The organism is Anabaena sp. UHCC 0451, assembly GCF_034931405.1.
Classification (GTDB): domain Bacteria; phylum Cyanobacteriota; class Cyanobacteriia; order Cyanobacteriales; family Nostocaceae; genus RDYJ01.
Genome location: NZ_JAYGHA010000059.1, coordinates 1 through 14,341 on the forward strand (window position 1 = coordinate 1; position 14,341 = coordinate 14,341).

A 14,341-nucleotide genomic window follows, 5' to 3' on the forward strand; every position below is an offset into this window, starting at 1 on the left:
AAAGAAGTAGGATATGGCGATGAATTTACTTGTATTTAATTTTTAACCAGAGAATAATAAAATTGAAAAATAAAGTTACACCATTAGCCATAATAATAGGTACAGCACCAAGAATAATCCCATAGATTAACCACAGAAACAAACCGCACATAAAAGTAATCAGCATCACAAAAGAAACATCTTTTGCTGATTTTGTTTTCCAGGTTTGAAACATCTGGGGTAAAAATGCAATAGTGGTTAATGTCCCGGCAAATAAGCCTAAAATAGTGATAAAATCCATACTTAATATTTTTAGAGTAGTATTTGTTCCATGATAAAATAATATAGTATTATATGCAGGGCTATTTCATTCTAAATAATTACTTGAGTGTGCTAAGACCAAAACTTATTTACTTTGCGTTCCTCTCTGCGTCTCTGCGTGAAACAAAAATAAATGCAAGAAAAACGACCAATATAACTACAAAAATAAAAAGGAGTATTCCCGAAAATACCCCTTCAAAATTATTTAAAATTACCAACTAATACAATTACAAAGAACCACCATAACGTTTTTCATAGTAAGCCAAAATCTGCTTCACCCGTTCCTCATTAGTATTGGGTTTACAAGAAATAGATAAGCAACTAATTTGACTTTGATTGTAATCAAAATCCGAAGATGTTTGGGGAATTAAATCCACATCCACCCCTTCCACTTGCTGCAAATGTGCCGCTATTTCTCGATATACAGCTAAAGGTAAATTAGGAAATTCAATTTGTTTCTGAGTTTGTTCCATAAAAATCATACAAATAATATAAAACCGGAAATATCCGGTTATTAATAGCAGAATAATTCAGAAATCAGAATTTAAAAGCAGCAAAAATTTAAAGCTGTGTACCCATAGAAATCAAACCAGCAGCAGTTTTTGATGCCTCAGTGGCGGGTTTTTCTCCCACTGCTTTAGTTACTTCAATTCCGAATTGTTCAAAAATGACCACAGGATTAGAACCTCGGTTCATTTCAATCCGTTTAATCAAAACACCATTACCCAACCTTTGACCAGCTTGCACATAACGGCTAGTTGGTTCATCCGGCACTTTAATAATTGCCTGGGGTTCTCTACCAATCAAAACTACACCACTTACTAAAACTGCTTGTGCAGCTTCAGGTTGTGGTGGTGGTGGTAATACAGGCTTTATGGGCGCTTTAGCAATGACTTGAGGTAAAACCTTGGGAAGAACTGGAGTTAGTGGCGGTTTTGGTTTAGGTAGAGTGGCAGATGTTGAACCAGGCTTACCATTTTGCCCAATCTGGACTGGATTTGTTTGTGGTTGTTTTGGAGTTCCTATTTGCCCTGCCTGTCCTGCCTGTCCTGTTTGTCCTGTTTGTGGTTGGATTGGTTGAATAGGCAGAGGGGGCAATTTAGGAACTTCTTTTTGCTGCGAACCAGATACCGTTGGCGGTAATATCGCTGGCTTGACAATTTCCGCAAATGGGTCAGGTCGCCCTTTCTGCACCAAATCGGCACGCAAATCGCCTTTAGTCGATTCAATCAATCCCAGATTATTGGGACTAGGAGAGATTACAGGATCAGCAAAAGGTGCTTTTTCTGGTGGTTTCTGCGCTTCCACTTGGGGAGTTGACGCAGGGTTAGGAGTCTGGGTGGCTTCTGGTGTATCTCCGATAGTACACCCAGCGATCGCCAACATTAAAATAGCCGTAGCCGTAATTTGTGAATTTATACCCATTAGCTTTTCTCAATAGCCATAGGAAAGTTTACTTAGGGAAATTAACACACCTAAAATTTGTATTCAAGGCGAAGTCTGTTTCTTTTATAACCTAAATTTTGACATTTCAAGGGTTATTTTTAACACGTTCAGCCCAGCACGATCATAATTTCAGATTATTTGCTATTAATTTTCAGATGCGCCCATAATTTGTTTCAGCAAATCCAGTCCTTTTTTGACTCTACGAGAAACAGTAACTACACTAATACCTAATTGTTCTGCGACTTGCTTTTGTGTTAAATCATGCAAAAACACACACTCTAAAACTTCGCGGGTGCGATTTTCCAGCTGCACTAGTGCTTGTTGTAATCTTATTTGGTCTTCTTGAGCTAGTTGAAAACTGCGGTAATTAGGATCTGGAACTAATTCACCCAAACTAGTAGCACCTTCTTCTCCATCCTGTATGGGAACATCCAGACTCAAAGGAGAACGATTAACCCATGCTAATTTAATTTCTTGCCATTCACTTTGAGGAATTTCTAATGCTGTGGCTATTTCTGCATCCGTTGGATGGCGGTTGTATTTTTCCCGCAAAGAACGGGAAACGCCTATGGCTTGCTGTTGTAGTGCTAACCAGCGCCGGGGTATCCGCATGGTGACACCTTTATCTCGGAGGTAGTGTTGAATTTCCCCACGGATATAAGGAGTGGCGTAGGAACTAAAAGCGTGTCCTTTAGAAAGTTCAAACTTTTCAATAGCTCTAATCAAACCTAAACAGCCTACCTGGAGCAAATCTTCATAGTTTTCATGACATTGATTGATCCAGTAGTGAGCCTCTTTTCTCACTAATCCTAAATTTAGTTTCACCAGTTGATTGCGGAGGCGTTCTGAGGGACGTTGTTCATATTCTCGCAACAACATTGAAATCTCATGTTTTAGTTCGTTTGTGGCTGTAGTAGACATGGCGCATTGGGGATAGGGATTTAACAAATATTTGGTTGATTAATGACTCTTAAACCTAGCTATAATCGCACTATGAAAAGGCCGCTAGATACCGTTTTTTCACAACTCAATCAAGCCATCGGGTAACAGAGAATTTTTGGGCTAGAAAAAATTCTGAAGATGGTTTGAAAATCTAGCGTGATTTTTAGAGGGGTTTTTTGATAATCGAATTAAATTTGTTATCTTGTAGCTTATCAGACAACTGCTATAGAATCAAAATATACAATTACGTCGCCAATGTCAAACCGAGATCGTACTTAATTTAACAAATGCAATATGAGATTTACTTATAAGTAGCTAGGAGTTATATTTTTTATATTTCTATTATTTTTCTAGATTAGTAAAACTTATAGGCTAGTAATGGTACGTATCTAATTCCGTAAACTTCATCTAATCTTTAAAAAAACTTATTTAACTACCGTTAATTTACGTATTTACAAGATGCCTGAAAGGAGATTAGTCCAAAGTTTACCATCCGCAAAAAAACCCAACTACCTCCTCAAATAAGCAGAATAGTTGGGTTAAGTTTTATTAATTAACAGGATTTAGCCGCGATTTGTTTCAACGCGACCATAGAATAAACCCCGAATCTTGACTTCTTTAGGTTCGCCAGCACCTAAATCTGTATCAGAAGGCTGTTCACTCTCAAAAGTACCAGCTATTTCGCCAGTCGCACTGTCTACTTTAGCTACTTGTAAAGAAATCTTACCGTTGAGAATTTCTGCACGTTTTACATTAACACGTGTTAAATCTTCATCGTCAGCTTGGGCAGGTAATGCCACAGCATTATCGTAACCACTAACCACACCCCGACCTTTAGGATCTAGAAAAGAAGCACCACGATAGGAAGGAACTTTAAAAGTACCTTCAAAGTCAGTTGAGGTATTGATGCTAGTCGAATTAGGCTGTGTTTGTGCAACCAAGTTTTTGATGGTAAATAAGAAAGGTACTAGTTCACCACCTGGAAGTTTGACGGTGATAGCTTGGAAGTCCAGACCATCTTTTTCCACAAAGGTAAGACTATTATCTGGGTTGATTTTTAAGTCGCCTTGTACTTGATCAATAGTAGAAGTATACCTAGTTACCAATTTGCCATCTACGTATTCAGCTTTTTGGCGTTTGTTGGCAGGTTCTTCTTTGACAAAGTAATTGGTAGGTTCTAAACAAAGTTCCTGGATAGTATAGGATTGGCTGGCATCCAATCCAATGGAACCCCGGCTTGTTTCTGTCAACTGCGGGCATTTATTAGCCAAGCCAGTGCCTCGAATTTGTTCGTAAGTTAGTAAATCTCTGCTGCTAGATGAAGGCGCATCACTACAAGCAGTTATTAAACCCAAGCATAAAGCCAAGAATGCAACTATTAAAGCGCGATACCTCATGGTCAACCTCAATGTCATTAATATCTAAGTTGTAAAACTGCTCTACTAAACGTATTTCAACGCATTTTATTCTAGAGCCTGAATATTCAGCCCCAGATTAAGCAGAATCTCCCATCCGAATTGGATGGTAGTCGCTTTCCTCAGCGGAAAACCAGCCGTTTACTGTTGGTGGCATTTAGCAGGGTTTGGTTAAATGGATGAGTAATCCATAATACAGAAATACCTGAAGGCATCCTGTTATCAATGTACAGACCCTGGTTTGATAGGGAAATCAGCCAGATCATAGTGCCAAACAGCATCAGAATTTTTCTCATGCTCTTTGTTAGTCGGAGATAAACCCGACAGGGCGTTAGCGTAGCGTGCCGTAGACATAGGAGGCACTACAACGCCTTTTATCCCTAACATAAAATCTGTTGGGATGACTTTACATACAATATTCAAACTACCATTCACTTTGGCATCAATCAATTGACAATTAGCCGCTTTTCATTAGTAGTTCTTTGTCTGATCTTGTTTTGCGCTTTGTGATTCCCCTATTTTCCCTGCCCATCCTCCCTTTTTTCGGGTGTTTCGGGTATTGTATTACTTTTATAGAACAGCAGCAGAAAATTACATGAACAATGATCAAAATTTGCCGTCGGGGAATTTGTCTGCTCAATTGCAAGCGATCACCGCTACGGTACAGGATGCAGCCCAAATTTGCCAAGGAGATGTTACAGCAATATTGGCTTTGCTAAGACAGTTAGAACATTTACACAAAGAGATTCGTGATGGCATTTTTCAAGATAGTTTACCTGACAACCGCCAAAGACTATACGCACTTCTTAAAGATATTGAGTCTGAAGGTGGTTGGCCTTATATTGAACGTATGCGATTACAAGCATTTTTAGTGAATTTACCAGTAGACAAGGGCGAAGAAAATCCTGTTATCAAAAACACTAATGAATCGCTCGATACTGATAGCTGCTTAGAATGGTAAGCTAAACAGTTGACCAATTATCAATTAACAATCACCTTGCATTTCATGAATTGGACTGAAACCAGAAAGGGGTTTTCATGGCCGGTATAGTATCAGTTTCTCGTAAAGATTTAGCCCAACGCCGTCAAAAATTACGTCAGCAGCGGCAGATGAAAATTATCCAGACTATTTGGCGAACATTGGCCGCTAGTGGTTTGGCTGGTGGATTACTGTGGATAACACTTCAACCAATGTGGGTGCTAAAAACTCCAGCACAAATAGTCATGACATCAGGTCAGCAATTATTATCAGAGCAAACGATGCAGTCACTTTTGGCGTTGTCCTATCCCCAATCTTTGTGGCGGATTCAACCTTCTCTTATTGCCGAAACTTTAGAACAACAACCAGCTATTGCCCAAGCAACTGTTACCCGTCGTCTGTTTCCTCCTGGGTTAATTATTGAAATTCAGGAAAGATTGCCAGTAGCAATCACTTACACCATCCCAGGGCAAAGTATAACCAGTTGTAATCCTCAGCCTCAATCTTCCGCAAACTCTACCCAACCAACAACTCCATGTCTGCAAAATAGTGCTGCCCAACACAAACAGGGTAATGTAAGTTTACTAGATGTCAGTGGGGCTTTAATTCCTCTGGAAAAATATACTGCACTTAATCCCACTGGTAAATTGCCGAATCTCAAAGTTATTGGTTCACCAGAACAATATCGCCCCTATTGGACTCAACTTTATCAAGTCGTCAGTCAGAGTTCTGTGAAAGTGATGGAAATTGATTGTCAAGATCCCACAAATTTGATTTTGAAAACAGAACTGGGAAATGTACATCTTGGTGTTCCTACTGACCAATTGTCTGAAAAAATCCAGGTTTTTGTGCAAATGCGGCATTTATCAGCAGAATTCAAAGCTGGACAAATAGCCTATATTGATATTAAAAATCCTCACCAGCCTTTAGTACAAGTGAATCAAAATCAGCAGATTAACTCCCCAAATCCCTAACAAGCCTCTGGGGAAAATCGATTGACCATCTGGTGATCAGGACAGCTAAAATCTGCTATGGTTCATCTTGACAACTTTAATGGTCTGTTAGGAATTTTGAGTGTAGAGTTGCTTTTACTCTGCTAATGTGTATAACAATGACTCTCAAGTATTTTGAGTATCAACCCCAAAAACCAAACAAAAGGTATTTTTTAAGTATTTTTTTTAAAAAAATCTTAATTAATACATTTCAATACTGAAAAATGTAGTAATTATCGAAGAAAAGCACCAGTAAAGTTGTAAAATAGATTACTAATGAAAATTTTGTCCAAAAATAGTGGGAGGATATCGAGCAGAATATTCACAACTGTATACTGTGGAAAATTAGCAACATAGTATTGAAAATATTAGTCTCTAGATCAAGTTATATAAACCCATTTTCGGACAATGTAGATATACTTTTCTAGAATTAGTTATGCGATCCCTTGGGGGACGCTACACGAACGCATAAGTTGCCAACTTATCTAATAGCTAATTATTGCACTTCAAATCCGGTTAGGTTGAGAAGTCGTGATCATCACAGAAAACAGTGCCATAGGCTGTGGCAGTCTCCAACTAAACTATAGTTGATTCTTAGGTGAATAACACCACAAAAAGTCGTTTATCTACCTTTATAAATCCAATGACACTTGATCATAACCAAGAGCTTACCTATAAAAATTCCCAATCTGTGGGACAGCCAGGGTTATCTTTGGCAGTGAACTCCAACAATCCCTTTGGTAGTTCCGGCCTAAACTTCGGACAAAATAACGACAGTAAAAAGATGGTTGAAAACAGCCGCATTGGTGAAATTGTTCCTGGACGAGTCGCAAATATTAAAGTGATTGGTGTCGGTGGTGGCGGTGGTAATGCTGTTAACCGCATGATTGAATCTGATGTCTCTGGTGTAGAATTTTGGTCAATTAACACCGATGCCCAGGCTTTAACCTTAGCTGGCGCTCCTAGTCGCTTGCAAATTGGTCAAAAACTGACCAGGGGTTTAGGTGCAGGGGGTAATCCCGCCATTGGTCAAAAAGCAGCAGAGGAATCTCGTGATGAAATTGCTACGGCTTTAGAAGGTGCAGACCTGGTATTTATCACTGCCGGCATGGGTGGTGGCACGGGTACAGGTGCTGCCCCAATTGTGGCAGAAGTAGCTAAAGAAATGGGCGCTCTGACGGTAGGTGTAGTCACCCGGCCATTTGTGTTTGAGGGACGGCGACGCACTAGCCAAGCAGAACAAGGTATTGAAGGCTTAAAAAGTCGGGTTGATACCTTGATTATTATCCCCAACAATAAGTTGTTGGAGGTGATACCTGAACAAACACCTGTACAAGAAGCCTTTCGCTATGCTGATGATGTGTTACGTCAAGGGGTACAGGGCATTTCTGATATTATTACGATTCCTGGGTTGGTTAATGTTGACTTTGCTGATGTACGAGCAGTTATGGCAGATGCGGGATCAGCATTGATGGGGATTGGTGTGAGTTCTGGCAAATCTAGGGCTAGAGAAGCCGCGATCGCTGCGATTTCTTCACCATTATTAGAATGTTCTATTGAAGGTGCTAGAGGTGTCGTCTTTAATATTACTGGTGGTAGTGATCTCACCCTGCATGAAGTGAATGCTGCGGCGGAAACAATCTATGAAGTTGTTGATCCCAATGCCAATATTATTTTCGGCGCTGTCATTGATGACAGACTGCAAGGAGAAGTCAGAATTACCGTGATTGCGACTGGGTTTACAGGAGAAATTCAAACTGCACCACAACAAACTGTGGCTAACGTTAGACCTGTAACTCCCACAAATACCAGGAAACCTACACCACAACCAACGGTTAATCAACCAAATCCAACTCCAGAACCCAAGGAAAAACCATCATTAGATATTCCTGATTTCCTCCAACGGCGACGCACACCACCCAAAAATTAAGTAATTGTAGATTTGAGATTTTAGATTAAATTTCCAGTCTCAATTCTGGCTTAGTGCTATACAATTTCTTAGTTTTAGGTTTATTTTATCAGATTAGGGGTTAGCAATTTGGTTGCCAACCCCATATTTTGTTTGTGTTTTTTGTATTTAGGGTTTGCTGATAATGAAGAGCTACATTTCTGCATTAAAATCCACTTTATCATAAATATCTGCCAGCAAAATTTGACAGGGAATATAAGCTAAATTTAAGCTCATATTTTCATCATTAAATTCTGAAAAAATCTATTTATTATTATCAATAATATCACTTTAGTTAAATTATATTTTACAGCGTCCAATCTTTGATTTTGAGTCCTGGAACTTGAGTAAAATCTTTTACGGGTAACAACTATAGCACCAATAGATCAAGCGATCGCCTAATTTGAAATTCAGAAAAATTAAGAGCGATCGCTTCCTTGACAGGTAAAATAAATGTAATCAAAAAAAGAGGTCATCACTGACCCCTTAGAAATTTACCAAAATAATCTCTGATATATAGAAATTACAGCAAACCAGTATTTGTACCTTGCTTACCAGTTGCTAATTCCACTTTAACAATCTTGCCACCCATTTTCATGATGCGTTGTTGTTCGCGAAACCAGTTTTCATAAGGAACCAATTTGGTGAAATAGGTATTTTGTAATTCGCGTTGAGTGCGAGTACGAGTTAGGCTGGGAACACAAGCAGTTACTTTAAATAAACGAGCCATTTTTCTAATCTCCTCTATCGGTTGCGGAAACTTTTTTATCTCAAATATCTTGAGTGCAAATCTTTAATTTATGTGTAAGGATTTAGCTATCAGCCATCAGCTTTTTAACTTTTGCGTCAAAAATCACCATTTGATTATCTACTGATTTATCAAATATTCTGACTCCTGACTCCTGACTCCTGACTCCTGAATTCTTACATTTATTTTCTCAAAGTCTGGAAATCAAACATCAACACTAGACCGCTAATACTCATTTTTGATAAGCAATAGAACGACCTAGAACTCACGGTTGATTTCCAGACCTTAATAAAGCCGCACCTAAATCCTTAAGTGCAAACCTAACTCTTAGCTCAAGCCAGAGCAGATATAGTCAAAGTAAACGCCCATTTCTTTACCAGCGTCAGGACCAACCAAACTAGCGGTTACTTCCTTCATAGCTTGGATAGCACTAACTGTAGCGCCTACGGGTACGCCCAAGGAGTTGTAGGTTTCTTTTAAACCGTTGAGTACGCGCTCATCCAAAATGGAAGCGTCACCAGCCAACATAGCGTAGGTAGAATAACGCAAGTAGTAATCCAAGTCACGGATACAAGCTGCGTAACGACGGGTTGTGTACATATTACCACCGGGACGGGTGATATCAGAGTACAACAAGGACTTAGCTACAGCTTCTTTAACGATCGCAGCAGCATTAGCACTGATAGTGTTAGCTGCACGAACGCGCAGTTCACCACTAGCGAAGTAACCTTTGAGCTTTTCTAGAGCAGCGGTATCAAGGTATTTACCTTGAACATCAGAAGAATTGATAACGGAGGTAATTGCGTCTTGCATTGTTGTTTTTTCCTTATTTCCAACCTTATTGCCACAGTATGAGTTTGAGCCGAGAAACAGCTAAAACCTACTGCATAGCACCAACAACGTAGTCGAAGTAAGAACCAGCTTCACCAGCGTCTTCAGCAGACAACATGGTGGAAGCAACGTTCTTCATAGCGGCAACGCCACCAGCAACAGCTTCAATGGGAGTACCCAAGGATTTGTACATTTCACGTACACCAACGATACCGATTTCTTCGATGGGGGTTACATCGCCAGAAACGATTCCGTAGGTTACAAGACGCAAGTAGTAGTCAAGGTCACGAAGACAAGTAGCTGTCATTTCTTGACCGTAAGCGTTACCACCAGGGGAAACAACGTCAGGACGTTTTTGGAACAGTTGGTTACCAGCTTGCTTAACGATGGACTCGCGGTTGTCGGTCAGGATTTGAGCGATGCGTAAACGTTGTGCGCCACCAGTAACAAAACCTTTGATTCTATCTAATTCACCGGGGCTGAGGTAGCGAGCTTCTGCATCAGCATTCACGATGGACTTCGTGACGATACTCATTAATGGATTCCTCCAATACTAATGACACCAGCTTTTAAACTGGCAAGACTTTAATTGGTTGATAGGGGCTTCCTATCTTATGACATTGCGAGTGATATTCACTCAACAACGGTAAATAAGTTAGAAAATTCAACTACCTTCCGAAAAACATTGTCCGGCATTATGTTGAGCATTTATTACTGCTCTTAATATTTTGTAACAATCTTTTTCAGAATTGCTCATTTTGAGGGAGCAGGGGAGATGGGGAGATGGGGAGATGGGGAGATGGGGAGATGGGGAGGTAAACAACCCAATCCCCAGTCCCCAGTCCCCAATCCCCAATCCCCAATCACCTACTTATTACCACCGCGACCAGTGAGAACAGAAGGAGACAAGCTAGACCAAGATTGTTTTACTAGGTCAGCTTCAGCCTTGACACTACCCAAGTAGTTACCCGCTGGTAAAGATGGGAAGCGGTTGTAAGGAACTACATCTTCACCGAAGTAACTAGCGTATTCTGGGCTGTTAACCATCGCCTCTACAGCCGCTCTTAACCCACTATCAGCCAATATTTTGTTATATTGACGGATTTCGCCTTGGGTTGCGGGTGCGCGTCCCAAAATGTGACGGAATAAGAACTCAATCACTTTGGTGTTGGGATAGGGAGTATAGAACCGTTTGCGATAGATTTCACAACTAGCTAGTTCTAGAACAAACTCACGCACAGTAATTTCACCGTTACGCAGTTTGCTATCTAAGTCAGAACGACGGAAATAACTGGGTACTTGACCGCTAAATACGTCCATTACCTGACAGTAGATGGCATTAATTACCTGATTTGTTTCCGGGGAATTTGTCCCAGTAGTAGCCCGATAAATACGGATAGGCTTGCGGCGACTTGTACCTACACCAACTTCTACAGACTGACCGCGACCATCGTTAAAAGAACGACCCAATTCAATAAACAAGGGTTTAGTCTTGTCCATTTGTTTGGATTTTGCTGCCAAATCTGCGATCGCATTCGCTAACATTGGTGTATTCTCAGTCTTAATCCGAGGCTTGACAGTTTCAAAGCTAGGTACAACCAAATCATCGTTTTGCTTGGTTAGTTGGTTGTAAAGCTTCTCTGTGTTGGGGAAGTTAGCAGCGGGTAAAGTGGGGAAGCGACGGTAAGGAACAGTATCTTCACCAAACACCTGACGGTATTCTGCACTGTCTACCATTTCGCTAATAAAGGCACGAATACCTTGAGTAGCTAGAATTTGGTTATACTTGCGAATTTCTGCTTGGTCAATAGGTGCGCGACCTAAGAAATGCTTAGTACCCAACTCAATTACTTTCGTGTTGGGATAAGGTGTGTAGAATTCCTTCCGGTACAAGCTGGAATAACCCAAACCTTGAATAAATTCCTTAACGGTAATTTCACCGTTCACCAATTTGCTTTCTAAAGCCGTGAACTCATTTTTAACAATGTAAGGTGCTATATCGCGCTCAAAAATCTGCCGATAAGCGCCGCTAATTACAGTTTCAATTGCAACCTTATCATTGTTAGCTGCTGTCAGCTTGAAGACCTTAGTTTGCTCACGCTGCTTAGTAACACCTTGGTTGATGCGGAAGTCAATATCTGGTTGAGTCCGCATTTCTGTAACTTCACCCAACTCCACAAAGCGGGGGGTTACTTCCTTCTCAACCTTGTTGATATCTTCACGGATAGTACCAACACGCAGTTGACGTAAGGACACACCAGCAGGAGTTAGATAACGTTCGTAAGGAACTGTATCTTCATTAAATGCTTGGTTGTATTCGTCACTGTCAATGATGGCATCAACTATCGCGTAGAAACCCTTTTTGGCAGCGATGTCAAAATACTTGTTGTTTTCTTGACGACCGTAGGTAGGACGACCTAGCAAACGACGGTGAATATATTCAATGGACTTACAGACATACAAAGAAGTCCAGTACATCTTGCGGAATAAATCCGACTTCGCCAACATCCGCACAAACTCGCGGACGGTGATTTCGCCGTTTTCCAGCTTAATTTCTGCAACCTTGAGGCGTTGACCTTCGTAAACATCACGACCGAAAACTTGCAAGTAAGTAGCCTTAATGACAGCTTGGGTAGAGCTTTCCGAGAATTTAACACTTGCACCCTTAGCAGCTTTTTTGCCAATAGTTCCGGGTAACTGGTCTAATTTGAACACCTTAGCACCCAAGGAACCAGGAGCTATATCCCGTGCTTTGGGGTTGCTAAGTTGGTTATTGATACCAGGTCCTTGGTGAATCAAAATCCGGCGGGTATCCTTACTAAAAGGTGCAGGACTGCTGCTGGGGTTGCGGGTTTCTTTCGGGAAAATCGCGCCAAATTGAATTTCCAAGGGATCATTACCAGAACCATAGGGATGTTGATCAGGTAATGGCTGTTCGTAAGCTGCAAAGGTAGTAATAAACTGAGGTACTTTTCGGAAAGGCGCACTGTAGTTAAACAGGTCTTGTTGTGGTCCCCAGTTGCGACATTCTTGGGCTTCTTGACCCAGACCCCGGATGTAGGGAACTGTTTCTTCACCAAAGTAATCGCTGTATTCGTTAGAATCTACCAAAGCATCAACTAAAGCAGGTAGACCACCGTTGGAAACAATGGAGAAGTATTTTTGCACTTCTTCCCGGCTGCTGGGACCCCGTCCCAAAATGTGACGGAAAGCTAATTCAATAACCCGGCTGTTAATAAAAGGCTGGTAAAACTGTTTTTGGTAAAGGGGAGATTTAGCTAAACGGCGAATAAACTCCTTCATGGAGATAGAGCCGTTTTTAACTTTAGATTCCAAGTCAGAAATGGACAAGCTGTAAGCACGGGTAATGTCGCGCTCAAATACCTGTCTGTAAGCTGCTTTGATAACTTCTGTCTTTTCGCTAGAAGACAAACCAGGCTTCATCGCGTACTTGGGACGGCGTTCTGCGGCGTTAGAATAAATTTGCGGCAGTTGTAAACCTTGTTGGTCGCCGGAAGGACGTTGACGGACTTTTGTCGATGGTGTGGGTGCTTGGAATTCAGTCAGCAACACATCCATGTACTGAGTCACAATTTCTGTGGCTACAGGGTCTTTGCGGAAATAGGATAAAGATGCTGATTTGATTTCTTGTAAAGCGACGATGGTGGCTTCACCAGAACAAGCATTTTCGATAATTTCCCGCAAACCTCTGGTATTCACAGAGATGATATTGGGGTCGCCAGCAACGATGGCATAAGTAGCGTAGCGCAAGAACCAGGATAAATCCCGTAAGCTCTTGGCCATGTTGCTAGGACCGTAACGAGCTACGTTAATGGGTCTAAAACCTGGAGGTGTAGGTCCACCAGCAGAGGTATTAAAGATTGAGCGCAGGTTTTCCAGGAAGCCACCACGACTTTCAACGTAGGTGACTGTTCCTAGTGTCATGCCTTCTTGGACACTCATACCACCAGCACCAGCCATTGCTAGTTCTCGCTCTTGGGGCTTTTCTAAGAAGGACATTGGTGAACCACCAACGAAAATCCGGTTAGCTGCACGAGAAACGATGATTTCAGAGTTTTCTGTGAGTATCTGGGCAATTTCTAACCGTTTTGCACCAGAGGCAAAATAGCTACCCAGTTCACTTAGCTCACCTTTCCCCAAAAAACGATCTTGTTGTTCTGCTTGGGAAATGGTCGAGACAGGTAAGGTTTGATATAGTTGCGGACGCGCAACTGAGCTTCCACCGCTTGCCTTAACACTCATTGGATTTCTAAATCTCCTATAAAAAAGTTTATGTGTTAAACCTGGGTTGTTCTAATGCTTGACATATTTGCGTATTTATGAATGCTACGCCTGTAAAACCCAGTAAATTAACCCAGTCAGTTTTTAGATTAGAACGTTTTGAGGTGACGCTGTTAGTTTATTAAGAAGTATGTCGAATCTGTAATCTAAATCTGCCAGTGGGAATAAATACATACTTTGGCTGGGCTGGGAAATGATGATTTTTTGTATCATAGGGCTACAAAATACGAAGCATAGTTTGTGGAAAAAGTAGCAGGTGTTCATATTTTTTAATATTTTTCTGACTGAAGACAACGAGTAAAAATATTTTTATGTGGGATTCAATATATTTTGATTGAGATAGATAGCAGAAAATTCCGAGACTTATGGATTTATGAATTTTTGGCAAGAAAACCGCAGCAGAAATTTCGTAACCATCTGGGTATTGGATTTGATTAG

13 protein-coding genes and 1 pseudogene are annotated in these 14,341 nt (G+C 40.8%); 3 read left to right on the forward strand and 11 right to left on the reverse strand.

Going from position 1 to position 14,341, the window contains the following annotated elements; translation table 11 throughout:
- Nucleotides 1-25: 25 nt before the first annotated feature.
- From VB694_RS24690 to VB694_RS24710, 5 genes are all read right to left on the reverse strand, one after another.
- The gene (locus tag VB694_RS24690) at nt 26-280 is read right to left on the reverse strand and encodes a SemiSWEET transporter (protein ID WP_323362970.1); all 255 of its coding nucleotides are present in this window, start codon (nt 278-280) and stop codon (nt 26-28) included.
- Between the two features lie 247 nt (nt 281-527).
- Nucleotides 528-773 (reverse strand): hypothetical protein, encoded by a 246-nt coding sequence (locus tag VB694_RS24695; protein ID WP_323362971.1) that lies wholly within the window; start codon nt 771-773, stop codon nt 528-530.
- 88 nt (nt 774-861) lie between these two features.
- Complete coding sequence (locus tag VB694_RS24700) at nt 862-1,725, reverse strand: hypothetical protein (RefSeq protein WP_323362972.1); 864 nt, start codon at nt 1,723-1,725, stop codon at nt 862-864.
- 165 nt (nt 1,726-1,890) lie between these two features.
- Complete coding sequence (locus tag VB694_RS24705) at nt 1,891-2,667, reverse strand: RNA polymerase sigma factor SigF (protein ID WP_323362973.1); 777 nt, start codon at nt 2,665-2,667, stop codon at nt 1,891-1,893.
- Between the two features lie 584 nt (nt 2,668-3,251).
- On the reverse strand, nt 3,252-4,085 hold the full coding sequence (locus VB694_RS24710) for a photosystem II manganese-stabilizing polypeptide (protein WP_323362974.1): 834 nt from the start codon (nt 4,083-4,085) through the stop codon (nt 3,252-3,254).
- Nucleotides 4,086-4,698: 613 nt separating this feature from the next.
- Between VB694_RS24710 and VB694_RS24715 the strand changes: the two genes are divergently transcribed.
- The 3 genes from VB694_RS24715 to ftsZ all read left to right on the forward strand — a co-directional run bounded on the left by VB694_RS24715 (nt 4,699) and on the right by ftsZ (nt 8,004).
- Entirely contained in the window at nt 4,699-5,064 is a 366-nt protein-coding gene (locus VB694_RS24715; RefSeq protein WP_323362975.1) for a hypothetical protein, read from the forward strand.
- Nucleotides 5,065-5,141: 77 nt separating this feature from the next.
- A complete protein-coding gene (locus tag VB694_RS24720; RefSeq protein WP_323362976.1) occupies nt 5,142-6,056 on the forward strand; it encodes a cell division protein FtsQ/DivIB in 915 nt (304 codons plus the stop codon).
- 661 nt (nt 6,057-6,717) lie between these two features.
- The gene (gene ftsZ, locus VB694_RS24725; protein WP_323362977.1) at nt 6,718-8,004 is read left to right on the forward strand and encodes a cell division protein FtsZ; all 1,287 of its coding nucleotides are present in this window, start codon (nt 6,718-6,720) and stop codon (nt 8,002-8,004) included.
- Nucleotides 8,005-8,175: 171 nt separating this feature from the next.
- Here the strand turns inward: ftsZ and VB694_RS24730 are convergent.
- The 6 genes and pseudogenes from VB694_RS24730 to VB694_RS24755 all read right to left on the reverse strand — a co-directional run.
- Nucleotides 8,176-8,286: pseudogene (locus tag VB694_RS24730) on the reverse strand (Uma2 family endonuclease); the annotation flags it as partial.
- A gap of 259 nt (nt 8,287-8,545) precedes the next feature.
- A complete protein-coding gene (locus VB694_RS24735) occupies nt 8,546-8,752 on the reverse strand; it encodes a phycobilisome linker polypeptide (protein WP_323362978.1) in 207 nt (68 codons plus the stop codon).
- 345 nt (nt 8,753-9,097) lie between these two features.
- Complete coding sequence (gene apcB, locus VB694_RS24740; protein ID WP_323362979.1) at nt 9,098-9,583, reverse strand: allophycocyanin subunit beta; 486 nt, start codon at nt 9,581-9,583, stop codon at nt 9,098-9,100.
- A 67-nt stretch (nt 9,584-9,650) separates the two neighbouring features.
- Nucleotides 9,651-10,136, reverse strand: coding sequence for an allophycocyanin subunit alpha (gene apcA / locus VB694_RS24745; RefSeq protein ID WP_323362980.1), 486 nt, complete (start codon nt 10,134-10,136; stop codon nt 9,651-9,653).
- Nucleotides 10,137-10,468: 332 nt separating this feature from the next.
- On the reverse strand, nt 10,469-13,864 hold the full coding sequence (locus VB694_RS24750) for a phycobilisome rod-core linker polypeptide (RefSeq protein WP_323362981.1): 3,396 nt from the start codon (nt 13,862-13,864) through the stop codon (nt 10,469-10,471).
- Nucleotides 13,865-14,120: 256 nt separating this feature from the next.
- The coding region (locus VB694_RS24755; RefSeq protein WP_323362982.1) for a hypothetical protein at nt 14,121-14,341 on the reverse strand (221 nt) is incomplete at its 5' end.